Below are 25,934 nucleotides of genomic sequence, written 5' to 3' on the forward strand. Positions count from 1 at the left end.
GCCATTAAAGCCATTGCGTGAATAGCGCCTGTTTTGACCACACGCGCCGCGCGACAATAGCGGATTAGGGCAAGCCCTCAGTCGGGGCGCTGCCCCTCGCTTTCCGGAGCCTTCCATGACATCCCCCGCAAACCAACCTTCCTCCATCGCCTTCATCGGCGGCGGCAACATGGCCAGCGCCTTCATTGGCGGCCTGATGGCCCAGGGCCTGTCCGCCGCCAGCATCACCGTGGTCGAACCGCTCGAGGCGGCCCGCGATGCGCTGAAAGCCAAATTCGGTATCGACGCGCTGCCTGCCGCGACCGCCGCGCTGCAAGCCGCTGAGCTGGTGGTCTGGGCCGTCAAGCCCCAGACCTTCAAGGACGCGGCCGCTGCCACCAGCCCCTACACCCGCCACGCCCTGCACCTGAGCGTGGCCGCCGGCATCACCACTGACAGCATCGCCCAATGGCTGGGCACCGGCCGCATCGTGCGCGCCATGCCCAACACGCCCGCCCTGGTAGGCAAGGGCATGACTGGCCTGTTCGCACGCGCCGATGTGGATGCTGCCGGCTGCGCGCAGGTGGAAGCCGTGATCGGCACCACCGGCCAGTTCATGTGGGTGGAACAGGAAAGCCACCTGGACGCCGTGACCGCACTGTCCGGCTCCGGCCCGGCCTATGTGTTCTTCTTCCTGGAAGCCATGACCCGGGCCGGTCAGGACATGGGCCTGAGCGAAGCCCAGGCCTACCAGATGGCCGTGGCCACCTTCCAGGGCGCCTCCGAGCTGGCCGCCCGCTCCGACGAGCCCGCTGCCGTGCTGCGCGAGCGTGTGACCAGCAAGGGCGGCACCACCTTCGCGGCTATCACCCACATGCAGGACACGCAGGTGGCCGCGCACTTTGTGCAGGCCATGCGCAAGGCCGAGGCCCGCGCCCAGGAACTGGCGGCCGAATTCGGCCGTTGAGTCTGCGCGGTGGTCCGCACTGTGCGGTGGCCGCGGTCACCGTGCAGCGCCGCTGGCGCGCACGGCGCTATGCGCCCCAGACCATGGAGCGCATGGAAATGGCCGCCATCTGGTAGTCGGTATTGAAGCTGCGCACGGCCTCCCCGCCCTCCACTGCACCGGCGGCATACAGCAGCGGCAGGTAATGGTCATGGCTGGGGTGCGCCATCTGCGCCACCGGCCCCAGTTGCTGGAAGTCCACCAGACCCGCCAGGTCCCCCTGATCCACATGGCGCGCCACCATCTGGTCAAAGTCCATAGCCCAGCCATAGGCCTGTTGGGGTGACGGGGTGCGCTGCAGTGCGCGCAGGTTGTGCACCACGTTGCCGCTGCCGACAATAAGCACGCCCCGCTCGCGCAAGGCACGCAGCTGCTGGCCCAGCGCGTAATGCTCGGCCGGCGGGCGGCTATAGTCCATGCTCAGTTGCACCACCGGGATGGAGGCGTCGGGAAACATGGGCTGGAGCACGCTCCAGGCACCGTGGTCCAGTCCCCATGCGTTCGGGTCCACGCCCAGGGGCTGCCGGGTGTGCGGCATGTGCAGCTGGGCCGCCAGCTGCGTGGCTACCTGGGGGGCCCCCGGTGCCGGGTACTGCTGGGCAAACAGCTCCTGCGGGAATCCGCCGAAGTCATGGATGGTCCTGGGCTGGGCCATGCCGGTCAGAAACGATCCGCCCTGGGTGAGCCAGTGCGCGGAGATGCACAGCACCAACTGCGGCCGCTCCACCTGCGCCAGCAGCTCCTGCCCCAGCTGCTGCCAGCTGCGGCGGTAGGCATTGTCTTCGATGGCATTCATGGGGCTGCCATGCCCCAGGAACAGCACCGGCATGCGGGGCGAAGGCTTGAGCTCGGCAATGCCCGCCTGCACGGCGGCCTGCGCCACATCGTTGGTACGGGTCATGCGCACTCCTGCTGCGGCCAGCGCCGCCGCGCCTGCGGAGGCTCCCAGCCACTGTCTGCGTTGCATCTTCCCACTTTCGCACGGTGCCCGCAGCACTGCAGGCATGAAAAAAGGGTGCCCACAGGCACCCTGGCTGGAAGGTGGGAGCCAGGCCGGCCCCGGCAAGTTCCGTTCAGCGCAGCGCGAACCCCAGCGCCACACCGGCAAACATGCAGGCACCGATCCAATGGCTTTTGCTGAAGGCCACAAAACAGCCTTCCCGCGTACGGTGCCGTATCAGCGTGTAGTGCCACACGATCTGCACGGCTGCCGCGCCCATGCCCAGCCAGAACGGCCAGCCCAGCTGGTACGGAGCCAGCACCCAGGCCGTCAGGCCCCAGCACAGCACGAAGAAGGCCATGATGCCGGCCACATCGAAACGGCCCAGCGTGATGGCCGACGTCTTCATGCCGATCTTCAGATCGTCGTCACGGTCCACCATGGCGTACTCGGTGTCGTACGCCAGCACCAGAAACATATTGGCCAGCCACAGCACCCAGGCGGCCAGCGGTACGCCCCCGGTCACCGCTGCAAAGGCAATCACGATGCCGAAATTGAAGGCAATGCCCAGAAAGGCCTGGGGCATGGCAAAGAAACGCTTGGTGAACGGGTAGAGGATGGTGAACAGCACGGCCGGCACCGACCAGGCCACCGCCTCCCAGCGCGTCGACAGCACCAGACCAAATGACACCAGGGCGAGCACCACACCGACCATGACCGCCTCTTGCACCGAAACCTGGCCGCTGGTGATGGGCCGCTGCGTGGTGCGTTTCACATGCTTGTCGAAGTCGCGGTCGGCAATGTCGTTGATGGTGCAGCCGGCGCTGCGCATCAGCACCGTGCCCAGCACAAAGACGATCAACAAATGCCAGCCCGGAAACCCGTCTGCCGCCACCCACAACGCTGCCAGCGTGGGCCAGACCAGCACCAGCCAGCCCGCAGGGCGGTTCCAGCGGATCAGGTCCAGATACAGCGACAGTTTGCTGCGCGCCGGTGCAGCAGGGGAAGCAACAGGGGAAGTCATAGCCGGGAATTGTCGCGCCAAATGCGCAACGCCCGCTGGCAGCGGGCGTTGCGACTGAGCAGTCTGTGCGGGAAGCGGTCAGTCTTCCAGCAGCGAGCGCAGCATCCAGGCGGTCTGCTCATGCACCGTCAGGCGCTGGGTCAGCAGGTCGGCCGTGGGCTCGTCGCTGGCCTTGTCCGCCAGGGGAAACAGTTCGCGTGCAGTGCGGGCCACGGCCTCGTTGCCCTGCACCAGGATGCGGATCATCTCCACAGCCTTGGGCGGGGTAACGGGCACATCGGGCAGGCTGGTCAGCTTGCCGAACTGGGCGTAGGAGCCGGGGGCGAAGTGGCCCAACGAGCGGATGCGCTCGGCAATCGGGTCCACCGCATTCCACAGCTCGGTGTACTGGCCCATGAACATGGTGTGCAGGGTGTTGAACATCGGCCCCGTCACATTCCAGTGGAAATTGTGCGTGGTCAGGTACAGCGTGTAGGTGTCGGCCAGCAGGCGCGACAGGCCTTTGGCAATCGCTTCGCGGTCCTTGTCGCTGATACCGATATTGATAGCAGGCACTGCTACTACAGCCTCGGTCTTGCTGTCTTTCTTAACGCTTGTCTTGCTCGAATCTTTGGCCATGAATCTGGACTCCTTTCATGCAAGCCCCGTAGGGCGTTCCGAAAACTGTAGCGCACAACGCGCGCGCTGTCATGCGCGCGGCTGTGACAAAGCTCAAGAAAGGCGTGTGACGCCCGGAAGCGCGCAGGCATAGACGGCGTTGCGCAGCGCGGCAATGGCTTCGTAACGGGTGAAGCTGCGGCGCCAGACCAGCACCACACGGCGGCTGGGAGGCGGCACACCGTCTTCCTCGACGATGGGCAGGTAGCGGATGTGCGGCTCGTCCGACTTGCGGCGGCGCGGCGTGTCCAGCGCATCCTTGGGCACGGACAGGCGCGGCACCAGGGTCACGCCCATGCCGGCGGCCACCATGTGCTTGATGGTTTCCAGCGACGAGCCTTCGAAGGTGCGGCGAATGCCTTCGGCGTTGCTGGCGTAACGGGCGAACTCGGGACAGACCTCGAGCACATGGTCGCGGAAGCAGTGGCCTGCACCCAGCAGCAGCATGGTCTCGTTCTTCAGGTCCATGGTGGAGACGGTGGACTTCTGTGCCAGCGGGTGGCTGCTGGGCACGGCGGCCATAAAAGGTTCGTCGTACAGCGGTGCGATGGCCAGGCCGGTGTCGGGGAAGGGCTCGGCCACGATGGCGCAGTCGATCTCGCCAGTGCGCAGCATTTCCAGCAGCTTGACGGTGAAGTTCTCCTGCAGCATCAGCGGCATCTGCGGCGTGCGCTCGATGGAGTTGCGCACCAGATCGGGCAACAGATAGGGACCGATGGTGTAGATCACCCCCAGCGTCAGCACGCCGGACAGCGGGTCCTTGCCGCGCTTGGCGATCTCCTTGATCGCCGCCGCCTGTTCCAGCACGCTCTGCGCCTGGCGCACGATTTCCTCACCCAGCGGCGTCACCGTCACTTCCCCCGCACTGCGCTCGAACAGCTTGACGTCCAGTTCGTCCTCGAGCTTCTTGATCGCCACAGACAGCGTGGGCTGCGACACATAGCAGGCATCGGCCGCGCGGCCAAAGTGCTTTTCTCGGGCAACCGCAACGATGTACTTCAGTTCTGTGAGCGTCATGGCGTGTGTGGATCTTTTCTATGCAGGGAGAGGGGACTCAACATTTTGCATGCCCTCGCTTGTTTCGCAGTCAGGGTGCAGCGATTTTTTCAGAAAAATGTCAGCTGAACACCAGATATCGGCCGCATATCGTGCGCTGATCCGGAAGTTCACGCCTTGAGGTATTCGGCCTTGCCGCCCAGCCAGCGCGAAATATGCATCTCTGCCAGCAGCGGATGCTGCTCCAGCATGGACGGTGCCAGCTCGCGCGCCCATTCCAGCAGCGCAATGTCCTGCTCCAGATCGGCAAAGCGCAGCATGGCCGCGCCCGACTGGCGCGCACCCAGGAATTCGCCCGGGCCGCGGATTTCCAGGTCGCGCCGCGCAATCTCGAAACCATCGTTGGTTTCGGCCATGGCGCGCAGCCGCTCCTTGCCCGTATCGGACAAGCGCCCGTTGTCGTTGACCGCATACAGCAGCACGCAGGCCGAAGCCGCGGCGCCCCGCCCCACACGGCCGCGCAACTGGTGCAGCTGGCTCAGGCCAAACCGCTCGGCATGTTCGATCACCATCAGGCTGGCGTTGGGCACGTCCACCCCCACTTCGATCACCGTGGTGGACACCAGCACGCCCATGATGCCGGCCGTGAACAGCTCCATCACGGCCTTCTTCTCCGCCGTGGGCATGCGCGAGTGCAGCAGGCCCACCATCACGCCGGGCAGGGCTTCGCTCAGATCGGTGTGGGTGGCCGTGGCATTGGACAGGTCCAGCGCCTCGCTTTCCTCGATCAGCGGGCACACCCAGTAGACCTGCCGCCCGGCAGCCACCTGGGCGCCGATACGGGCGATGACCTCGTCCTTGCGGCTGTCCGAGATGACCTTGGTCACGATGGGCGTGCGCCCCGGTGGCAGCTCGTCGATGACGGACACATCCAGATCCGCGTAATAGCTCATCGCCAGGGTACGGGGAATGGGCGTGGCGCTCATCATCAGCAGGTGCGGCTCCAAACCGGCATGGGCCAGCTTTTGCCGCAATGCCAGGCGCTGGGCCACACCAAAGCGGTGCTGCTCATCAATCACGGCCAGCGCCAGGTTGTGGAACTGCACCTGCTCCTGGATCACCGCATGCGTGCCGACCACCAGCGCGGCTTCGCCGCTGGCCACCAGCGCCAGCATGGCAGCACGCTCCTTTTTTTTCTGCGCCCCGGACAGCCAGGCCACTTTTTTGCCCAGCGGCTCCAGAATGGGCTCCAGCCAGCCCACCAGCTTGCCAAAGTGCTGTTCGGCCAGGATTTCGGTGGGCGCCATCAGCGCGCACTGCCAGCCTGCGGCAATGCAGACCATGGCCGACAGCGCGGCCACCACGGTCTTGCCCGAGCCCACGTCGCCCTGCAGCAGGCGGTGCATGGGCATGGTGCGCGCCATGTCATCGGCGATTTCGCGGCATACACGCTGCTGGGCGCCGGTCAGGCCAAAAGGCAGGACCGCCAGAAACTGCTCCACCAAGGTCTGTTCCCCGGCAGCAGGCTGCGGCACGCGCAGGGCCGGCGCCCTGAGCCGCGCGCGCTCGCGCTTGGCCTGGTACTGCGACAGCTGCTGGGCCAGCAGCTCTTCAGCCTTCAGGCGCTGCCAGGCGGGGTGGGAATGGTCTTCCAGCGTGGCCAGCGCCACATCGGGCGTGGGGTTGTGCAGGAAATAAAGCGCTTCCCGCAAGCCCAGCAGGCCATGCAGCCCCGCTTCGCTCCAATACGGCAGCACCGGTGGTGGCGTGCCCGGCGGCAGCGTCTCGGGCAGCTGCACACGCTGCAGCGCACTGGCAATGGCACGGCGCAAATAGGGCTGCGGCAGGCCGGCGGTGGTCGGGTAGATGGGGGTCAGCGCCTGGGGCAGCTCGCCACCGGCCAGCTTGAAGGCCGGGTGCAGCATCTGCCGCCCCCAGAAACCGCCTTTGACTTCGCCCCGGATGCGCAGCACCGCCCCCGGCGACAGGGTTTTCTGGTGCGAGGGGTAGAAGCTGAAGAAGGTGAGCACGCAGGTGCCGGTGCCGTCGTCCACCGTGACCTTGAGCATGCGGCGGGGGCGCAGCTGGACTTCGCTCTGGATGACCGTGGCTTCGATCTGCACCGTCTCGCCATCGCGCGCGTTCTTCAGCGGGATGATGCGGGTTTCGTCCTCGTAACGCAGCGGCAGATGCAAAGCCAGGTCGATGTCACGCACCAGGCCCAGCTTGTGCATGGCCTGTTGGGCAGCACTGGCGGCAGGTTTTTTGGCGGGAACAGAAGCGGGCATGAGCAGAATCAAACAGCAGGCAGGCGATGGCGACAAGCAGCGGGGGACAGGCTACCATGGACCACTCCTGACCAGCGCCAAAGTGCCGCCCCATTCGCATGTTCAAGCGCATCTCCGTTCAGCACCTGACCACCGGCATGTACATCTACGAGATGTGCGGCCCCTGGATCTCCCACCCTTTCTGGCGCAGTGCCTTCCTGCTGACCGATGCATCCGACCTGCAGCGGCTGCGCAAAAGCAAGGTCACGGAGGTCTGGATCGATCCGGCCCGCGGCAAGGACATTGCCCCCGGCGTGCCCTGCGTGGTCTGGGACCCCCAGCAGACATCCGACCCGGACCGCACACCGCCCACGGCCAAACCGCAGCTGCGCCCGCTGGCGGCCATCGACACGGCACCGACCTCCCTGGGCAAGGAACTGCACACGGCCATGGCGCTGTGCGAGCAATCGCGCGATGCCATGCTGGACATGTTCAGCGAGGCCCGCATGGGGCGCGCCATCGGCATGGACATGGCCGAAAACCTGGTCAACGAAATCACCGGCTCCGTGCTGCGCAGCCCGGATGCGCTGCTGAGCGTGGCGCGCCTGAAAACGGCCGACAACTACACCTATATGCACTCGGTGGCGGTCAGCGGTCTGATGGTGGCGCTGGCGCGCAAGCTGGGTCATGACGAGGCCGCGGTCCGACGCGCCGGCATGGCCGGCCTGCTGCACGACCTGGGCAAGGCCCACATGGACCCGGCCATTCTGAACAAACCCGGACGGCTGACGGACGCAGAGTTTGCGCACATCAAGGGCCACCCCCGCGCCGCCTATGACCTGCTGTGCGGCAGCAGCGACATGGATGCCACCGTGCTGGACGCCTGCCTGCACCACCACGAGCGGCTGGATGGCGGCGGCTACCCCGACGGACTGGGGGGCGATGACATCAGCCTGCTGGCACGCATGACCGCCATCTGCGATGTGTACGACGCCATCACCTCCGACCGTCCCTACAAGAAAGGCTGGCCTCCGTCCGAATCGCTGCGCCGCATGGCCGAATGGACGGGCACCCACCTGGACAAGCGCCTGTTCGAAACCTTTGTCAAAACCGTGGGCATCTACCCGGTGGGATCGCTGGTGCGCCTGCAATCCGAACGCTTGGCCGTGGTCAGCGAGCCGTCGGTCAAAAGCCTGACCGCCCCCCGCGTGGTGGTGTTTTACTGCACGCAAAGCCAGCGCAACCTCAGCCCCCAGCTAGTTGATCTGTCCCAGCCCGGCCAGGACCGCATCGTCTGCCAGGAAGACCCGGGCGAATGGCCGTTCACCCACCTGGAAACGCTGTGGCGCAAGGGTGCTGCCGCCACTGCCTGACAGGACGGTCATCGCGCAGCAGATGGACGCCCGGCGGCAAGAGGGCGCGTGCTGGCTTCAGGCCGGCTGCTGGGTGGCGTCTTCCGCCGGCACCTGCGGCGCGGCCGCCAGCTGGCAACCGTTGCGCCCCAGGGATTTGGCGCCGTAAAGTGCCGCATCGGCCATGTCCACCAGCTGGGTGCGTCCATAGCGCCCGTCCTTGCTGGCGGGCGGCACCATGCTGGCCGCACCCGCGCTGACGGTGACGCAAGGCCAGACCGGCGAGTTGCCGTGCGCCAGCTCCAGCAGGCGCACATTGCGCACGATCTGCCTGGCCACGGCCAGCGCGCCTTCGGCGTCGGTGTCCGGCAGGATCACGGCAAACTCTTCGCCGCCGTAGCGCGCCACCACATCGCTGACGCGGTGCACGCTGGTGCGCAGCGCCTGGGCGACGGCCTGCAGACAGCGGTCGCCCTGCTGGTGGCCGTGGTGGTCGTTGTAGCGCTTGAAATGGTCCACATCGACCATCACCAGCCCCACGGGCCGGCCGCTGCGGCCCGCCTGGGCACAGGCCTGCACCAGGCGTTCCTCAAAGTAGGCGCGGTTGGCAATCTGCAGCAGGCCATCGGTGCGCGACATGGCTTCCAGCCGCACATTGGCCTGGGCCAGCTCCTGGGTGCGTTCGGCCACACGTTCTTCCAGCAGCAGATTGGATTCGGCCAGCTGCATGTTCTGCAGCGACAGCGCGGTGTAGAGCTTGCCGATCATCTTCAGCAGCGCCTGGGTGCCGTTGTCGTTGTTGCGGCGCTCCTGGTCGAAGGCCTGGGCCGGCGACAGGCCGCCGCGGATGGAGCAGATCTGCCGCGCCATCGACTGGTCCACGCCCAGGATGTGCAGGCCCAGCCACGAGGTCAGAAAACCCACCAGCGTGGTGCCCGGGTCGGCCATGCTCTTGCGCTGGCGCCACAGCAACGCCACCTGCTCCACAAACTGCTGGTGCAGATGGCGGTGCGGCTGCATGTGGCGTTCGTCCAGGCCGTGCTGCTGCATCAGCTCTTCTTCTTCGGCAAAGTGGTATTCGGTATAGGCCAGCAGACGGCGGTAGATGTCTTCCAGCAGGGCGTCGTTGTCCTGGCCCTGCCCCTGGCGAAACAGCGCACCGCTCAATTCGTTGAACAGATCCACCAGCGCATGGTGTTGCCCATCCACGCCTTCCAGATCGGTAATGAAGTTGTCGTCCCAGACAAATGTCGTGTCCATGCCCACACCACTTGTTGCAGTAAGTAACTGGCCAGTCTAGGGCGTGCGCTTTGTACGTGTACTGATACGGCGCAAACATTCCCATGCGCCCCGGGGACATATGCGAAGCGATCAGGGGAATTACCCGTATGCTTTTGCGCCCCGTCGCCTGGATTTGCGACAATTCGTTTTTCGGTTTCGACCTTGGAACGGGCTTGTCAGGCCCTCAAGAACACGCATGTCTTTCAGTCCCCGCCCGCACACCCTCAGTGATTTCGACTTTGCTCTGCCCGAGCATCTGATTGCCCAACACCCTGCCGCCGAACGCAGCGCCTCGCGCCTGCTGGACGGCCGCCAGAGCCCTCCGGTGGACCGCGTGTTCAAAGAGCTGCCCGATCTGCTGCACGAAGGCGATCTGCTGGTCTTCAACGACACCAAGGTGGTCAAGGCCCGCGTGTTCGGCGAGAAAGCCAGCGGCGGCAAGCTGGAGCTGCTGATCGAGCGTGTGCTGGAAGGCAACGAGGTCGTGGCCCATATGAAGGTCAGCAAAAAGCCGCTGCCTGGCGCCAAGATCCATCTGCACGGCGGTCTGGGCAAGGGCGGCTTCGATGCCACGCTGCTGGGCCGCTGGCCCGATGAAAGCGGCCCGCTGTTCCGCTTTGGGCTGCAGGGCGCCCACAACGCCACCCCCTGGGAGCTGATGGAGCAGTTCGGCCACCTGCCGCTGCCGCCTTACATCGCCCGCAACCAGAACAGCGACGAAGACCCGGACGAAGCCGAGGACACCGAGCGCTACCAGACCGTGTTCGCCAGCCATCCCGGCGCCGTCGCAGCGCCCACGGCGGCCCTGCACTTCGACCAGGGCGTGCTGGACGCGCTGAAGGAGCGCGGCGTGGAGACCGCCTCGGTCACGCTGCACGTGGGCGCCGGCACCTTCCAGCCGGTGAAGGTGGAGAACCTCGCCGAACACCAGATGCACAGCGAGTGGTACAACATTCCGCTGGGCACGCTGGCGGCGCTGGAGCGCTGCCGCCAGCGCCGCGGCCGCATCATCGCCGTGGGCACCACCAGCGTGCGCACGCTGGAATCCTGGGCGCGCACCGGACAGATCAGCGGCGACACCAACATCTTCATCACCCCGGGCTTCGAGTTCCGCGTGGTGGACTGCCTGATCACCAACTTCCACCTGCCCAAGAGCACGCTGATGATGCTGGTCAGCGCCTTGGCCGGCTACAAGCACGTGATGGAGCTGTACCAGCATGCGGTGCAGAACGAGTACCGCTTCTTCAGCTACGGCGATTCGATGTTGCTGGAGCGCAAGCGCTGAGCCGCTGCGGCGCTTGCCGATCAACCCAGGGCTTCAAGACCCCCTTGTCGCCCTGCATGCCCCCCGCTGCAGGCAAACTGCCCGGAACGGGGGCTCCAGGAGACGGAGACACGGCCGTGCCTACTGCGGCACGCCCTTGCAGCCCTGCACGCGCGACAGCGGCATATGCTGGGGGGCCAGCAACGCCACCAAGCCGCAGCCCAGCGATGCCTGCCACTGCACATAGTCGTGGCCGCTGACGAAGCGGCGCTGCATCACCCACAGACCGCGTGCGCGCAGCACGTCGCCCAGCTCGGCTGTGGTTTCCAGAATACCGTCGCGCGCGCCCCGGCCGCTTTCGAACGTGCCTGCATCGATGTAAAAGCGCACGTTCGGCATGGGTGCGGGCAGCGCCCGCCAGGCCCGCTGCATCCAGCCCGGCGCTTCGCCCTCAGGCGCCCACCAGTAGGAGCCTGACATGCTCAGCACATTGCCAAACAGCTCCGGGTGCGCCAGCCCCAGGTAGCTGGACACCAGTCCCCCATAGCTGCTGCCCGCCACCACGGTGCGGCGCGCCATCTGCCCCAGGCCCTGGGCCTGCACCCAGGGCATCAGTTCCTCGGCCATGAAACGGGCGAATTGCGGGTTGGGCGGCAACTCGTCCCCCCGTGCCTCGGGACTGGCATTGCCCACGATCACCGCCGCCACCGGCGGCAGCAGGCCATCGGCCACCAGGTTGTCCAAGATGCGCGGCGTGGCCACGTCGTGCACATAGGCATGGGCGTCGAACAGCACCAGCAGCCCCTGCACACTCTGCGCGCCCGCGCCCGCAGGCACATAGGTCCAGACATCGCGGTCGTTGCCCAGGATGGCGCTGTGCACCACATGGCGTGTCAGCGTGCCGCGCGGCACCCCGGCACGTGCGGCCACCCAGGGCTGGGCAGGCGCCTGCGGCAGGCTCAGCACCGAGCGCCCCTGGTGGATGTCGTCCAGCCCACCCCACGGGGCGGTGGGAAAGACCGCCGGGTTCAGCGGATCGCGCTGCAGCGTGGCCAGGATCATGCGCCGCTGCTGCCGCGCATCGGCAATCTGCGGCACATCCGGCGCCAGCCCATAGCTCAGGCGCGCGCGCGGATCCATCACCACGCTGGTCCACCAGACATCGCTGCCGGCCAGCTTCTGCAGCGGGTTGTGGTCGCCGCTGGGGCTGCCGAACAGGCGCACATTGGTGTTGCCCCGGTCGCGCCACACAAAGGTCACCAGCAGCTGCCCGTCCTGCCACGGCTCCACCAGCGGCGCGCCCTGCTGCTGCACGGTCTGCCAGAACGCCTCGGTGCCAGCGCCGCTGGCCACCGCCTGCTGCAGAGCCTGCAACTGCGGGCCCATCGGCGTGTCTGCGGCAGGCAGGGGCGCGGGCCCGTCGCTGGCCCAGGTCTGCAGCACCTGCAGGCCCGCCGTGGCCGGCAGGCCGGCCTGCGCGGGCGTGGCCCACAGCCGTTCATGCTGCGCGCCCTGCGTGCGCCACATGGCTGTCTGCACGCCCCGGCCGTTCTCGGCCAGGCGGCGCAGATGCCGACCCTGGGCATCGCGCAGATCGACATGCACGTTCTCCCCGGTGATGCGCAACTGCACCACCTGCCCGGCGGGCACGGCCAGCGGCAGCCGCTGCCCTGTGGCGGCGACGGCGGTCTGCTCCGTTTTTTTCAGCATTGGCTCCGTGGCGCTTTCTTGCGCGCCCGCCGCGCCGGCTAGCAGCGCGCACAGGACGCCGGCCATGGCGAAGGGGGTTGATTTCTGCAAAATTCTTTTCAAGGTCATGTCTGCTTCGGTGCCCTCGGCGTAGCGCGCTCATACACCACAGCGCCTGCGCTGCGTATGCGCACCGGGGCTGCGGTCATTGCAATGCGCCGGTGGGATGCACGCGGCGCAGTATCCGGTTCAGAAGTCCACCGTGGCCGACAGCCGCAGCGTGCGCGGTGCGCCCACGGTCATGAAGTTGTCGGCAAATGCACCTGCCCAGTATTTGCGGTCAAACAGATTCTGCAGGTTGGCACGCAGGGTGACGGGCTTGCCGGCCATGCGGGTGGCATAGCGCACCCCGGCGTCAAAACGCGTCCAGCTGGGCGCCTGGATGGTGTTGCTGGAATTGACCCACTGCGTACCGGTGTAGACCATGCGACCGCTGACCGCCAGCCCCGGCACGGCGGCCACGGCGTAGTCGGCGCCCAGGTTGGCCGTCCAGCGTGGCACGCCATACATGTCCAGCCCGTTCTTGCTGCCGCCCTGGGTCTTAGTCTGCTTGGCCTGGGTGTAGGCCACGCCGCCCAGCAGCGTCCAGGCGGATGCGAGCTTGCCCGACACGGTCCACTCCGCCCCGCGGTTGCGCTGCTCGCCATCATCCACCAGCGTGGGCAGCGTATCCCCCGCCCGGGTGACCGAAATGGCGGAGGGCTTGCTGATCTGGAACAGCGAGAAGGTGTGTGTCAGCCCGGCGTTCTGCCATTTGACCCCGGCCTCCATCTGCTGGGTCTGGTAGGGCTTGAGGGTCTCGCCGGCATTCGCGTACCCGGCCGCCACGGTGGTGCCTGCGCTCAGGCCTTCGATGTAGTTGGCATACAGCGACAGATGCTCCCCCCAGGGCTTGGCCACAATGCCCAGCATGGGCGTGCTGGCATGGGCGTCGTAGCCGGCCATCTTCTGCTCCACCTGCTGCAGACGCAGGCCGACAGTGACGGCCAGTTTGCCATCGAGCATGCTCAGCGTGTCGGCCACGGCGTAGCTGGTGATGACGTTGTCCTTTTCCTGCTTGTAGGCGGTGGCATCGCTGCTGAACACCACCTTGTCGCTGGGCGCGTACAGATCGCTCACATAGCTGGCCGACGGCACGCCGCCCTTGGCATTCAGGCCACGCCCGCCTTCCTGGCGCAGCTGGTTCATGGACAGCACCAGTTCATGCGCCACCGCGCCGGTACGGAACTTGCCGCGCACGCCTACATCCCCTGTGAGGTTCTTGGTGTAGCCATACTGGTTATAGGTCTGGGTGTTCAGCGTGTGGCCGTCTTTTTGCAGAATGCCGCGCGTGCCGTTGAGCATGCCGGTGTATTCGTGCTCGGCCCAGCCCAGGCTGCCGTACACGCTCCACGCGTCGTTCAGCTCGGCCGTACCGCGCAGCATCACGCCATCACTTTGCTGTTCCGCCTGCATGCCACGGAACTGGTTCAGCGTGGCATCCGGCGCGGACACCATATGGCCCACTGTGGCAAAACCCACCATCAGCGGGCTGCCATTGGCGATGGTGGAGCGGTAGCTGTAGGCGTCCAGCCCCAGCGTCCAGCGATCGCCCTGGTAGTCCATCGCCAGCGCACCCAGGCGCTTGCGGCGCTTCTGGTCGTCGACATCGGTCTCGCCGCTGGCCATGCTACCGTTGACACGGATGCCCAGTCGGCGTTCTTCCCCAAAGCGTCTGGACACGTCGGCGTGGACGCCGAACTGCGATCCCGTGGCGAATGAGGTGGTCAGCTGCGTGCGGTCATCGGCCGTGGGACGCTTGGTCACCACGTTCACGACACCGCCCACGGCGCCCCCCGGCGCCATGCCGTTGAGCAACGCGCCCGGGCCCTTGAGGACCTCCACACGCTCCAGCATTTCGGTGGGAATGTGCCCGTCGGGCGCCATCCCGTACAGACCGTTGAGGGACACATCGCTGGAATTCACCTCCAGCCCGCGGATGGTGTAGTTTTCGTAGGCGTGACCGGCATTGGTGGTGAAGCGCACCGAAGGGTCGTTTTCCAGCACGGCCGCCACCGTGGCGCTCTGCTGGTCGGCCATCACCTGCTGGGTATAGCTGGTAATGTTGAAGGGCGCATCCATCACATCGCGGTTGCCCAGCACACCCAGGCCGGCGCCCTTGGCCACCTGGCCCCCCGCCGCCGGGGCCGGCAGCGCCTGCACATCCTGTGCCGAACGCACGGTGACTTCCTTGAGCGTGGCGGTGGATTCTTCCTGGGCCCGTGCGACGGAGGCACTCAGGCCCAGCACACCGGCCAAGGCCAGGACATGGGGAGACAGCAAGCCGCGGCGCGCAGCGGGGAACAGGGTGCGATGCGAAGGAGACATGAACAAAAAAAGGCCCGCACGGGCCATGGAGTGATTTTTAATGAGAATTATTATCACTCACGTTTTGTATCGGTGCGTACATCCTGACCCAAACTTGAGAGGCGCACGCAGTCTTGCGCCGACAAGGCCATCGTGCAGCGCTTTCCCCGCTATGCATCCCTGCCGGTGGTGAGCGGCTTGAAACCGGCCGCGCCCGCTACCAAAACACAAGCACCGGCATGGCTGCTGGCGGCAGCCACCGTGCCAGCATCGCTACCAATCGCAGACACACTGGCTACACAGGCGCAGCCGGGCAGCCCTCCCCGATGGTGCCTCCATCACGCAAAGTAGTGGCACAAGCGCTGGCCCTGGATCTCGTGCACCGAGACGGGAATGCCGTAAAGCTGGCTCAGCACCTCGTTGCGCACCACGGTGGCGGGCGTGCCGATATAAGCCAGCCGGCCGTCTTTCATGGCCACGATGTGATCGGCATAGCAACTGGCAAAGTTGATGTCGTGCAACACCACGACCACGGTCTTGCCGCGCTCGTCCACCATGCGGCGCAGCAGCTTCATCATGGTCACGGCATGTGCCATGTCCAGGTTGTTCAGCGGCTCGTCCAGCAGGATGTAGGGGGTGTCCTGGCACAGCACCATGGCGATGTAAGCGCGCTGGCGCTGGCCGCCAGAAAGCTCGTCCAGAAAGCGCTCGGCCAGGTCCTGCAGGTGCAGGTACTCCAGTGCTTCGTCCACATGGCGCAGGTCCTCAGGCGTCATGCGCCCCTTGCTGTGCGGAAAGCGGCCAAAACCCACCAGGTCGCGCACCGTCAGGCGCAGCGTGCTCTGGTTGTCCTGGCGCAGGATGGCCATCACACGGGCCAGCGCATCGCTGGCCGTGGAGGCCACATCCAGCCCGGCCACGCTGGCGCTGCCGCTGCTGATCGGCATCAGGCGACTGACCAGCGACAGCAGCGTGCTCTTGCCTGCCCCATTGGGGCCGATGATGGCCGTGAACTGCCGCTCCGGAATCTGCACCGTCACACCGTGCAGCACGGTGGTGCTGCCATGGCGCTTGACGATGTCGCGCGTCTCGATCATTGCTTTCCCCTGCGCATCAGCAGCGCAATAAACACCAGTCCACCGACGAATTCCACCACCACCGACAGCGCAGAATTGAAGCCCAGCACCCGCTCCAGCACCACCTGGCCGCCCAGCAGCAGGACCGTTCCCCACAGCAGCACGGCCGGCAACACCCAGGCGTGGCGGCGCGTCCCCATCCACTGGTAGGCCATATTGGCCACCAGCAGGCCGAAGAAGGTCACCGGCCCCACCAGCGCGGTCGATACCGCCACCATGGTGCAGACCACCAGCAGCAGTTGCAGCACCTGGCGGCGATAGTCCAGCCCCAGGTTGATGGCGGCATCCCGCCCCAGCGCCAGCACATCCAGCACATGGCGGCGGCGCCAGAAGAATCCACCGCCCAGCAGCAGCAGGATGCCGGCAGGCAGCAGCAGCGGCGTCTGGATGGTGTTGAAATTGGCGAACATGCGGTCCTGCAGCGAGGCGAACTCGTTGGGATCGATCATGCGCATGGCAAAGCTGGTCAGGCTGCGAAACAGGATGCCCGCCACCATGCCCACCAGCAGCATCAGGTGCAGACTGCTGGCCGGGCCCGCAAACAGCCAGCGCACCAGCAGCACGCTGAGCACCACCATGCAGACAATCTCCAGCCCGAACTTGGGCACCATGCCCAGTGCCACCACGCCCACGGATCCCAGCAACAGCACCAGCACCGCCTGCAGCAACTGGTAGAGCGCATCCAGCCCCATCACCGCCGGCGTCAGGATGGTGTTGTGCGTCACGGTCTGGAACACCACGGTGGACATGCCCAGCGCACAGGCCACCACCACCATGGCCGCCAGCTTGGTACCACGGTGCTGCAGCACAAAGGCCCAGTCGGCCTCCACGCCCACGGTCATGAACGCGGTCATGGCCACCAGCGCCAGCACGGCCAGCAGCCCCAGCCGCGCACCCGGGCGCTGCCAGCGCACCGGTGCCACACGCGCGGGCTTGGCATCCGCCACGGCAGCAGGATTCAAGGTCGGCATGCTTCAGCCCTCCCGCTTCCGCTGGCGCAGCAGGATGGCCAGGAACAGCGCACTGCCCACCACGCCCATCACCGTGCCCACCGGGATTTCATAGGGCGCAATCACCAGGCGCCCCACCAGATCGCAAGCCAGTGTCAGCCCCGCGCCCGCCGCCGCCACCCACAGCACACTGCGGCGCACGTTGTCACCCACCAGCAGGCGCACCACATTCGGCACGATCAGCCCCACAAAGGGAATGCTGCCCACCGTGACCACGATGCAGGCCGTGACCAGCGCCACCACGATCAGCCCCTGCCAGACCAGCGCCTTGTAGTTCAACCCCAGGTTGGTGGCAAAGGATTCGCCCAGGCCCGCCACCGTGAAACGGTCCGCCGCCAGGCAGGCCACCACGGTGACGGCCAGTGACAGGTAGAGCATCTCGTAGCGCCCTTCGACGACGGCCGAAAAATCGCCGTTCGACCAGGCACGCAGCGACTGGATCATGTCGTGCTGGTAGGCCAGGAAGGTGGTGCCGGCCTCGATCACGCCTGCCAGAATCAAGCCCACCAGCGGCACGATCCACGCCGTGCGCAAGCGGATGCGCGACAGTGCGCCAATGAACAGGCCGGTGCCCGCCAGCGCAAACAGCGCCGCCACACCCATCTTGGCCATCACCGGCCAGTCCGGCGCCCACAGAATGCACACCAGCATGCCCAGCGTGGCCGACTCCACCGTGCCCACGGTGGATGGCTCCACAAAATGGTTGCGTGCCAGCATCTGCATCAGCAAGCCGGCCACCGCCATGGCCGAACCGGCCAGCACCAGGGCCAGCGTGCGCGGCACGCGCGAGTACATCAGCACCTGGGCCACCAGATCGTCCTCGCTGCGGCTCCACAGCGTATTCCACGACACATCGCTGACGCCCACGGCCAAGCTGGCCATGGCCAGCGCCATCAGGGCAACGGCGGCGGCGATGACCTTGGCACTGCTCCCGGCCCATCCGGACGCGGGTGGCGGTGATGGACGGGTGCTGGGGGCCTTACTTGCCGAAAGCATCGGACAGCTGCTTCAGGTTCTCCCTGAGTGCGCCCGGTCCGGCGTTGGACAGCAGATACCAGTTCGCTGCGTTCAGGTAGACGATGTGCTGGTTGCGCCAGGCCTTGGTGGCATGCACCAGCTTGTTGTCCAGCAGCTTCTGGGCCGAAGCGCCTTCGCGGCTGATGGCCGCGTCGCGGTCCAGCACCAGCATCCAGTCGGGGTTGGTCTTGAGCAGGTACTCGAAGGACACGGCCTGGCCATGCTTGGAGACCTCGATCTTGTCCTTGATGGGCTGCACGCCAAACACCGTGTACAGCATGTCAAAGCGCGAGCCCGGGCCGTACACGCTCATCTTGCCGCCATTGGTCATCAGCATCAGTGCCGGGCCCTGCTTCTGCGCCTTGGACTTCACATCGGCGATTTCGGACTCGATCTGCTTGATCTCGGCCGCTCCCTTCTGCGGCACGCCATACACGGCAGAGATGGCGCGGATGTTGCGGTAGATCTGCGTCAGCTGGTCGCCGTCGGCGATCGTCACATCCAGCACGGGCGCGAACTTCTTCAGCTCATCGATCTTGGGCAGCGTGCGGTTGCCGGCAATGATCAGGTCGGGTTTGAGGGCCTTGATCTTCTCGTAATCGGGCTCGAACAGACTGCCAATCTGCGGGTACTTGGCGGCGTCCTTGTAGCCCGCCAGCAATGGCGGCAGCGCCTGGTTGGGCACACCGTGCACTGCGCCACCCAGGGTCTGGATGATGTCCAGCGCGCCCAGGTCATAGACCAGCACGGTCTTGGGTTGCAGCGGCAGAGACACCTCGCCGGTGTTGTCCTGCACCTTGACATTTGCCGCCTGCGCCGCCGACCACGACAGGGTCAACACCACACCCAAGCCCGCCAACGTCTGGCGGCGCGTCCACAAACCTTGCATATCCATTCCTTTGCGATGCTTTCAGGGGACCAAAGGCCCATCGAATTCATTTTATGAGAATCATTCTCAGTAAAAGTTCCGAAAGAACTGCTACCACTTCCTAACGAGGACATTGCAAGGTTTCCCAGGTAAGCCCTGAAGCGGTTTTCTCCGCGCGCACGACACAATGAAACACATGCACTGTGCGTCGGGCGGGCCACAGTGTGGAGTCTGTGACAAACATGCTAGATTCAAAGGCTATCCATAGCCATGCCAGATATCTAATGCAGTCGCCAGAAACCTCTATGCCTCCTGATAATGAGATTGATCTTCTGGATCTGCTCGTGGTGCTTGCCGAAAATCTGCGGCTGCTTATCGCAGGTACTGTGCTGGCAGGCCTTGTTGGACTGGTCATTGCTTTTTCGCTGCCCAAAACCTACGAAAGCACCTCGATACTGTCGCCCAGCAAAAATGGGCTGAATGTCTCCGGGCAGGTGATCGCAAGCTATATCCAATCAGCCGATATTCTGGAGCAGGTCGCCAAAGATCTGCAGTTTGAGCAAGATGCAAGCAGCGCCCAGCGGCTGAAAAAATTGGGAGCGTTGATTCAAGTCTCTGTGGGCAAACAGGAAGCCCCCTTGGTCACGCTGACCACCCAAGGTCCCAGTCCAGAAAAGGCCCAGGCACTCAACGCCACCATCTGGAAAAAGCTTTTGCCCCATACCGCACCTCGCGGGAAAGAGCAGGAACGTCTGCAACAGCAGTTGGAGGCAGAAAGCGCACGCCTGGCCTCGGCAGAGACGCTGGAAGCCGCGGCCCTCAAACAGTTGCAAAGCGGCGCCAGCAGCGAAGGGCTTTCCCGTCTGTATGGCGAGCTGCAGGCAGCGAACAGCAAAAGGCAAGAACTCATTTCCAAGCTGGAGTCCCAGATGGAAGGCCTGACCGAAGAGAATCTGGCCCAGCAACCCACCCTGACAGAGCTGCCAGCCAAGCCCCAGAAGTCGCTGATTGTGCTCGGCTGCTCCGCCGCTGGCGGCATGCTGCTGCTGCTGTTCGTTCTGATCCGCCATGCTTTGCACGGTGCCAATCAGAATCCCGCGCAAGCGGGAAAAGTCGCACGGTTGCGTGCAGCGCTGGGCCTGAAGCCATAAACACCCGACTCCCAACCTCCTCCAAGGCATGCTCTGCGCATGCCTTTTTTATGGAATGAACGTCAGAACAGCCGGCACTTCATACCAAAATCCGAAGCCCAGCCCAGCCCAGCACAACCGAGTCTCAATACCCATGTGTTTCCCGAAACCGCTTGGCCTGCCCAAAGTGCCCGTTGCCGATGAAAGGCACGGGCGGGCGCAAAGCGGACAGCGGTGAGGGGTGGTTGCTCATCAGCACCAGGTGACCGCGGTCCTGCGGGATCAAGAAGCGCTTGGACTGGGCATGGCTGCCCCAGAGCATGAAGACCGTGGGCCGCCCCTGCTCGGCCACCTGGCGGATGATGGCATCGGTCAGCAATTCCCAACCGCGCTTGCTGTGGCTGGCGGCCTGGCCTTCTTCCACGGTCAGGCAGGTGTTGAGCAGCAACACACCGTTCTGCGCCCACTTCACCAGGCTGCCGCCAGGTTGCGGGAACGGTGGAAACGGCGCCCCCAGGTCGCGCTGGATTTCCTTGAAGATGTTCTGCAGCGAAGGCGGCAGCCGCACACCGCTGGCCACGGAAAACGCCAGCCCTTCGGCCTGTCCTCTCCCGTGGTAGGGATCCTGCCCGAGAATGACCACCCGCACATCTTCGGGCGCAGTCAACTCCAGCGCACGCAGCGGCTGCGGTGGAAACACCACCGCCCCCGCATCCAGGCGCTCCTGCAGATAGTCCAGCAACTGCTGGCCGGAGGGCGAGAAGAAGAACGCATCCACGGCCGCCTGCCAGCCTGGCGCCACGGCCCAGTCACTGGGATTGGCGCTTTCCAGTTGCGTCGCTGTTCCAGCACTTGTATCGGACATTTCAGACCACTTTCCTACTCAAAAACACGAATGGCCAGCGTGTGCAGCGCACTGATTCTGGCGCGCTCCCTGCACTTGCCAGCCCGGCCGCGTGCACCAGCCATCCCCTGCACACCATCCGACACCGCACAGCGTGCCGCTGCGTGCAGAGACGCCGTGCCGTGCAATGGCCTTACTTCTTGGAATGGGCAAACAAGGCTGCCAGCGCTTCGCCTGGTTCATCCGCACGCATGAAGGCTTCACCCACCAGGAAGGCGTTGATGCCCGCATCGCGCATGGTCTTCACATCGTCACGGGTCATGATGCCGGACTCGGTCACCAACAGGCGGTCGGCCGGCACCTGCTTTTGCAGGTCCAGCGTGGTCTGGATATTGACTTCGAAGGTGCGCAGATTGCGGTTGTTGATGCCCACCAATTCGGTCTTGAGCTTGAGCGCCCGCTCCAGCTCCACGCCATCGTGCACCTCCACCAGCACCGCCATGTCCAGGCTCCGGGCGATCTGCTCCATCTCGGCCATCTGGCTGTCTTCCAGGCAGGCGGCGATCAGCAAAATGCAGTCGGCACCCATGGCCCGCGATTCGTAGATCTGGTAGGGGTCCACCATGAAGTCCTTGCGCAGCACCGGAAGCAGCGTGCTGGCACGGGCCTGCTTCAGAAAATCAGGCTCGCCCTGGAAAAACTGGCGGTCGGTCAGCACCGACAGGCAGGCTGCCGTGGCGTTGCCGTGGATCTTGGCCTTGGTGTTGCTGTTGCCCACCATGTAGCTTTGGGCAATATCGGCCGGATCGAAGTCCGGACGGATCACGCCCTTGCTGGGGCTGGCCTTCTTGATCTCTGCAATCACACCGGCCTGGCCGGCTGCGATCTTGGCGCGCAGCGCACCCACAAAGTCGCGTGTGCTGACACGGCTTTCGGCATCGCGGCGCATGGCCTCGAGTGGCATGCGCTGCTTGGCTTCCGCCACTTCCTGCACTTTGACGTCGCAGATTTTTTTCAGAATGTCGGACATATGGATTCCCTTGTTCGTCGCAGCCCCTGGCGGGGCTTTCTATACATTCGATTGTCGCGCCTTGCCTGCCGCCAACCACGGCACACCATCGATAAGCCCTCCTAGCGGCCGCGCTGGCGCAGGCAATGCAACAGCACGCCGGGAGGTCCTGCTGCTTCAATCCGCTGGCGGCGCTGGCTTGTCAGGCGCCGGCGTGCGGGCGATCTGCAAGATGATGCGGTGCATCACCACCCCGACCACCAGGAACAGCAGCGAAATGCCCAGTACGATCCACGTGCCGGCATCGTTCCAGATCGGGGCATCGAGCAGGCTCATGCAGACAGTTTTCCCGTGTAGGCAACCAGTTGCTGCAGCTTCTGCAGCGCGGCACCACTGTCCAGTGCCTGCTGGGCACGCAGCAGGCCGTCCTCGATGCTGTTGGCCACATTGGCCGCGTACAAGGCAGCACCAGCATTCAGGCAGACGATGTCACGCGCCGGCCCCTGGTCGCCTTGCAATACCCCCAGCAGCATGGCCTTGGATTCCTCGGGATTCTCGACCTTCAGTGCACGCGTACCCGCCATGCGCAGGCCGAAGTCTTCGGGGTGGACTTCATATTCGCGCACCACACCGTCCTTGAGCTCGCCCACCAGCGTCCCGGCACCCAGGCTGATTTCGTCCAGACCGTCGCGGCCATAGACCACCAGTGCGTGCTCCGCTCCCAGGCGCTGCAGCGCACGCACCTGGATGCCTACCAGATCCTCATGGAACACCCCCATCAGGATGTTGGGCGCACCGGCCGGGTTGGTCAGCGGCCCCAGGATGTTGAAGATGGTGCGCACGCCCAGTTCCTTGCGCACCGGAGCCACATTCTTCATGGCCGGGTGGTGGTTGGGTGCGAACATGAAGCCGATGCCCACATCGCGGATGCAGTCTGCAATCTGCGTGGGCTGCAGGTTGATGTTGATGCCCAGCGCTTCCATGGCATCGGCACTGCCGCTTTTGCTGCTGACGCTGCGCCCGCCGTGCTTGCTGACCTTGCCACCGGCCGCCGCGATCACAAAGGTCGAGCAGGTCGAGATGTTGAAGGTGTTGGCGCCGTCGCCCCCCGTGCCGACGATGTCCACCAGGTGGGACTTGTCGTGCACCTGCACCTTGTTGGAGAACTCGCGCATCACCTCCGCTGCGGCGGAAATTTCGCCAATGGTTTCCTTCTTCACGCGCAGACCGGTGACGATGGCGGCAGTCATCACCGGCGAGAGCTCGCCGCGCATGATCATGCGCATCAGGTGCAGCATCTCGTCGTGGAAGATTTCGCGGTGTTCGATGGTGCGCTGCAGCGCTTCCTGGGGGGTGATGGCGTTGATGGTGGCCATGGTCCGTATTCCTTTGCGGTGGCTGGTGCTGCGTGGCATGCGGGAGGCGCCGGGTTTCAGGTTGTTTTTGCTTGGAAACCGAAGCGGCCTGCACACAGCAGCGGTGCAAAATGAAAGGGCCGGCTGCTGGTGGCAGCGCGGCCCGGGGTTTATTTCTGTTCCAGAAAATTCTTCAGCATGGCATGCCCATGCTCCGTGAGGATGCTTTCCGGGTGGAACTGCACGCCCTCCACAGCCAGCGTCTTGTGCCGCACGCCCTGGATCTCGCCGTCTTCGCTGGTGGCGGTGATTTCCAGGCAGTCCGGAATCGTGGCCCGGTCAATGGCCAGCGAGTGATAGCGGTTGACGGTGAACTGCTTCGGCAGATCGGCGAACACGCCCCGCTGGTCGGTGGTGATGACACTGGTCTTGCCATGCATCTGCTGGCCCGCGCGAACGATGTCGCCACCGAATGCCGCACCAATACCCTGGTGGCCCAGGCACACACCCAGCACCGGCAGCTTGCCGGCAAAGTGCTGGATGGCGGCCACCGAAATGCCCGCTTCCGCCGGAGAACAGGGACCGGGCGAGATCACGATGCGCTCGATGCCCTGCTCCGCCACCAGCTGGATCACCGCATCCAGCGTGGTTTCGTCGTTGCGCACCACGGTCACATCCGCCCCCAGCTCGCCCAGATACTGGACGATGTTGTAGGTGAAGCTGTCGTAGTTGTCGATCATCAAGAGCTTCATGGCTGCTCCCCCTTGGGCTGCAGGCCGGCAGCGCGCAGGCGTGCCAGCTCCTGGTGTTCGTAGTCGATGTAGCACTCCATCATGGCGCGGTACAGGCGTTCGATCAGGTCGGGATTACCGCCCTGGGCCATGGCCTGGGGCCGCACCCTGTCGATGATGGTCTGGATGCGGGCTTCATCGCGCACCAGGGCTTCATCGTTCTTCACCGTGGCGGCCTGGGTCATGTAGCCGCTGCGCTCCACCAGCAACGGCACCAGGATGTCGTCCAGCGCATTCACGCCGGCACGCACTTCAGCCATGGTGCTGCAGGTTTTCACTTTGTCGATCGCGCGCGTCATTACTCGAGTCCTTCTTCTACCAGCTCTGCCGCGCGCAGCATGGCGCGCGCCTTGTGTTCGGTTTCTTTCCACTCCATCTCGGGGATGGAGTCGGCCACCACACCGGCCGCCGCCTGCACGTACAGCATGCCGTCCTTGATGACGCCGGTGCGAATGGCAATCGCCATGTCCATGTGGCCGGCAAAGCTCAGGTACCCCACGGCGCCGCCGTAGATGCCACGCTTGGTGGGTTCCAGCCTGTCGATGATTTCCATGGCGTGCACCTTGGGTGCACCCGACAGCGTACCTGCCGGGAACGTGGCCTTGAGCACGTCCATGCTGGTCATGCCGTCCTGCAAAATGCCTTCGACGTTGCTGACGATGTGCATCACATGGCTGTAGCGTTCCACCACAAAGGCCTCGGTCACCTTCACGCTGCCGGTCTTGGCAATGCGACCGATGTCGTTGCGCGCCAGATCAATCAGCATCACATGCTCGGCACGTTCCTTGGGGTCGTTCACCAGTTCCAGCTCGGCTGCCTTGTCCTTCTCGGGGGTTGCGCCACGCGGGCGTGTGCCGGCCAGAGGGCGGATGGTGATCTTCTCGCCCTCCTCCACTTTCTCCTGGCGCACCAGGATCTCGGGGCTGGCCCCCACCACCTGGAAGTTGCCGAAGTGGTAGTAGTACATATAGGGGCTGGGATTGAGCGAGCGCAGCGCGCGGTACAGCGCCAGCGGCGATTCGGTGTAGCGCTTGTGGATGCGCTGACCGACCTGCACCTGCATGAAGTCGCCGGCCGCAATCAGCTCCTTGGCCTCGCCCACCGCCTTCAGGTAATCAGCCTTGGCAAAGCTGCGCTCGGCCGGGTGGCTGTCACCGCCCTTGATCTGGGGCGCGCTGACCGAGTAGCGCAGCTGGTCCTTCAGCTGGCGCATGCGGCGCTTGGCCTTGGAATACGCCTCGGCCTCGGCTGGGTTGGCATAGACGATGAAGTACAGGCGCCCCGACAGATTGTCGATGACGGCCACTTCCTCGCACTGCAGCAGCATGATGTCGGGCGTGCCCAGCGTGTCGGGAGGGCAGCTGGCTTCGAGCTTCTTCTCGATGTAGCGCACCGCGTCATAGCCGAAGTAGCCGGCCAGACCTCCACAGAAGCGCGGCAGTCCGGGCACCAGGGCCACTTTGAAGCGCTTCTGGTAATCGGCAATGAAGTCCAGCGGATTGCCGACATGCGTTTCCACCACGGCACCGCTGGTCACCACCTCGGTCTTGGCCGCCGCGCCAAAACCGCTGGCACGCACATGGGTGTGGCTGGGCAGGCCAATAAAACTGTAGCGGCCGAAGCGCTCCCCGCCGACGACGGACTCCAGCAGAAAGCTGTATTTACCGTCGCCGTTGGCATGCGCCAGCTTGAGGTAGAGGGACAGCGGCGTTTCGAGGTCGGCAAACGCCTCGGTCACCAGGGGGATGCGGTTATAACCTTCGCTGGCCAGGCTTTTGAATTCGAGTTCCGTGATCACAGGAGCAGATTCCCATCGCGGGCGGCGCTCCGGTCTTGTGGAGCCCAAGCAGGCCCACGGGCGCCGCGGGTTCATTCTTTGCGCCCCGTGCGCAACGGCAGGGGCTAGGGGTGCA

The 25,934-nt window shown here is 64.9% G+C and carries 23 protein-coding genes; 4 read left to right on the forward strand and 19 right to left on the reverse strand.

Features of this window, described 5'->3' with window-relative positions:
* The first annotated feature begins 115 nt into the window (after positions 1–115).
* Complete coding sequence (gene proC / locus B3349_RS14390; protein ID WP_291589711.1) at positions 116–946, forward strand: pyrroline-5-carboxylate reductase; 831 nt, start codon at positions 116–118, stop codon at positions 944–946.
* A 67-nt stretch (positions 947–1,013) separates the two neighbouring features.
* Here proC and ygiD read toward each other — a convergent pair whose 3' ends face one another.
* The 5 genes from ygiD to recG all read right to left on the reverse strand — a co-directional run bounded on the left by ygiD (position 1,014) and on the right by recG (position 6,890).
* Complete coding sequence (ygiD, locus tag B3349_RS14395) at positions 1,014–1,886, reverse strand: 4,5-DOPA-extradiol-dioxygenase (RefSeq protein ID WP_291589713.1); 873 nt, start codon at positions 1,884–1,886, stop codon at positions 1,014–1,016.
* Positions 1,887–2,058: 172 nt separating this feature from the next.
* Positions 2,059–2,949 (reverse strand): 4-hydroxybenzoate octaprenyltransferase, encoded by an 891-nt coding sequence (ubiA, locus tag B3349_RS14400; RefSeq protein WP_291589714.1) that lies wholly within the window; start codon positions 2,947–2,949, stop codon positions 2,059–2,061.
* Positions 2,950–3,027: 78 nt separating this feature from the next.
* A complete protein-coding gene (locus B3349_RS14405) occupies positions 3,028–3,567 on the reverse strand; it encodes a Dps family protein (protein ID WP_291589717.1) in 540 nt (179 codons plus the stop codon).
* A 93-nt stretch (positions 3,568–3,660) separates the two neighbouring features.
* Positions 3,661–4,623 (reverse strand): LysR substrate-binding domain-containing protein, encoded by a 963-nt coding sequence (locus tag B3349_RS14410; RefSeq protein ID WP_192334831.1) that lies wholly within the window; start codon positions 4,621–4,623, stop codon positions 3,661–3,663.
* 149 nt (positions 4,624–4,772) lie between these two features.
* Positions 4,773–6,890 (reverse strand): ATP-dependent DNA helicase RecG, encoded by a 2,118-nt coding sequence (gene recG / locus B3349_RS14415; protein ID WP_291589719.1) that lies wholly within the window; start codon positions 6,888–6,890, stop codon positions 4,773–4,775.
* Between the two features lie 98 nt (positions 6,891–6,988).
* On the opposite strand from recG, the gene B3349_RS14420 reads away from it, so the two are divergent.
* Positions 6,989–8,242 (forward strand): cyclic di-GMP phosphodiesterase, encoded by a 1,254-nt coding sequence (locus B3349_RS14420; protein WP_291589722.1) that lies wholly within the window; start codon positions 6,989–6,991, stop codon positions 8,240–8,242.
* A gap of 57 nt (positions 8,243–8,299) precedes the next feature.
* Here the strand turns inward: B3349_RS14420 and B3349_RS14425 are convergent, their stop codons facing one another.
* Complete coding sequence (locus tag B3349_RS14425; protein WP_280024761.1) at positions 8,300–9,481, reverse strand: GGDEF domain-containing protein; 1,182 nt, start codon at positions 9,479–9,481, stop codon at positions 8,300–8,302.
* Between the two features lie 217 nt (positions 9,482–9,698).
* Here B3349_RS14425 and queA point away from each other — a divergent pair, with 217 nt between their 5' ends.
* Positions 9,699–10,787 (forward strand): tRNA preQ1(34) S-adenosylmethionine ribosyltransferase-isomerase QueA, encoded by a 1,089-nt coding sequence (queA, locus tag B3349_RS14430; protein WP_291589725.1) that lies wholly within the window; start codon positions 9,699–9,701, stop codon positions 10,785–10,787.
* A gap of 120 nt (positions 10,788–10,907) precedes the next feature.
* On the opposite strand, the gene B3349_RS14435 is transcribed toward queA, so the two are convergent.
* From B3349_RS14435 to B3349_RS14460, 6 genes are all read right to left on the reverse strand, one after another.
* A complete protein-coding gene (locus tag B3349_RS14435; RefSeq protein ID WP_291589727.1) occupies positions 10,908–12,476 on the reverse strand; it encodes an enterochelin esterase domain-containing protein in 1,569 nt (522 codons plus the stop codon).
* A 228-nt stretch (positions 12,477–12,704) separates the two neighbouring features.
* The gene (locus B3349_RS14440; protein ID WP_291589729.1) at positions 12,705–14,882 is read right to left on the reverse strand and encodes a TonB-dependent receptor; all 2,178 of its coding nucleotides are present in this window, start codon (positions 14,880–14,882) and stop codon (positions 12,705–12,707) included.
* Between the two features lie 317 nt (positions 14,883–15,199).
* A complete protein-coding gene (locus B3349_RS14445) occupies positions 15,200–15,958 on the reverse strand; it encodes an iron ABC transporter ATP-binding protein (protein ID WP_291589730.1) in 759 nt (252 codons plus the stop codon).
* Positions 15,955–16,968, reverse strand: a complete 1,014-nt coding sequence (locus B3349_RS14450; RefSeq protein WP_414646902.1) for an iron chelate uptake ABC transporter family permease subunit — start codon at positions 16,966–16,968, stop codon at positions 15,955–15,957. The genes B3349_RS14445 and B3349_RS14450 overlap by 4 nt, the downstream gene beginning before the upstream one ends.
* A 3-nt stretch (positions 16,969–16,971) precedes the next feature.
* Positions 16,972–18,003: an ABC transporter permease gene (locus tag B3349_RS14455; RefSeq protein ID WP_414646903.1), complete on the reverse strand. Its 1,032-nt coding sequence runs from the start codon at positions 18,001–18,003 to the stop codon at positions 16,972–16,974.
* Entirely contained in the window at positions 17,987–18,913 is a 927-nt protein-coding gene (locus tag B3349_RS14460) for a siderophore ABC transporter substrate-binding protein (protein WP_291589732.1), read from the reverse strand. Before B3349_RS14460 ends, B3349_RS14455 begins: the two co-directional genes overlap by 17 nt.
* Positions 18,914–19,197: 284 nt before the next feature.
* Between B3349_RS14460 and B3349_RS14465 the strand changes: the two genes are divergently transcribed.
* Positions 19,198–20,043 carry a Wzz/FepE/Etk N-terminal domain-containing protein gene (locus B3349_RS14465; protein WP_291589733.1) on the forward strand — a complete coding sequence of 282 codons (846 nt, stop codon included), beginning with the start codon at positions 19,198–19,200 and terminating at the stop codon, positions 20,041–20,043.
* A gap of 124 nt (positions 20,044–20,167) precedes the next feature.
* Here the strand turns inward: B3349_RS14465 and B3349_RS14470 are convergent, their stop codons facing one another.
* From B3349_RS14470 to trpE, 7 genes are all read right to left on the reverse strand, one after another.
* Positions 20,168–20,887, reverse strand: coding sequence for a uracil-DNA glycosylase (locus tag B3349_RS14470; RefSeq protein ID WP_291589735.1), 720 nt, complete (start codon positions 20,885–20,887; stop codon positions 20,168–20,170).
* Between the two features lie 172 nt (positions 20,888–21,059).
* A complete protein-coding gene (trpC, locus tag B3349_RS14475) occupies positions 21,060–21,896 on the reverse strand; it encodes an indole-3-glycerol phosphate synthase TrpC (RefSeq protein WP_291589736.1) in 837 nt (278 codons plus the stop codon).
* A gap of 156 nt (positions 21,897–22,052) precedes the next feature.
* Positions 22,053–22,211: a hypothetical protein gene (locus tag B3349_RS14480; protein ID WP_280011450.1), complete on the reverse strand. Its 159-nt coding sequence runs from the start codon at positions 22,209–22,211 to the stop codon at positions 22,053–22,055.
* Positions 22,208–23,242: an anthranilate phosphoribosyltransferase gene (trpD, locus tag B3349_RS14485; protein WP_291589874.1), complete on the reverse strand. Its 1,035-nt coding sequence runs from the start codon at positions 23,240–23,242 to the stop codon at positions 22,208–22,210. Before trpD ends, B3349_RS14480 begins: the two co-directional genes overlap by 4 nt.
* A gap of 158 nt (positions 23,243–23,400) precedes the next feature.
* Positions 23,401–23,982 (reverse strand): anthranilate synthase component II, encoded by a 582-nt coding sequence (locus B3349_RS14490; protein WP_291589738.1) that lies wholly within the window; start codon positions 23,980–23,982, stop codon positions 23,401–23,403.
* Positions 23,979–24,320: a chorismate mutase gene (locus B3349_RS14495; RefSeq protein ID WP_066541388.1), complete on the reverse strand. Its 342-nt coding sequence runs from the start codon at positions 24,318–24,320 to the stop codon at positions 23,979–23,981. The genes B3349_RS14490 and B3349_RS14495 overlap by 4 nt, the downstream gene beginning before the upstream one ends.
* A complete protein-coding gene (gene trpE, locus B3349_RS14500) occupies positions 24,320–25,819 on the reverse strand; it encodes an anthranilate synthase component I (protein ID WP_291589740.1) in 1,500 nt (499 codons plus the stop codon). Before trpE ends, B3349_RS14495 begins: the two co-directional genes overlap by 1 nt.
* Positions 25,820–25,934: the final 115 nt, after the last annotated feature.

The organism is Comamonas sp. UBA7528, assembly GCF_002479375.1.
Taxonomy (GTDB): Bacteria; Pseudomonadota; Gammaproteobacteria; order Burkholderiales; family Burkholderiaceae_C; genus Comamonas.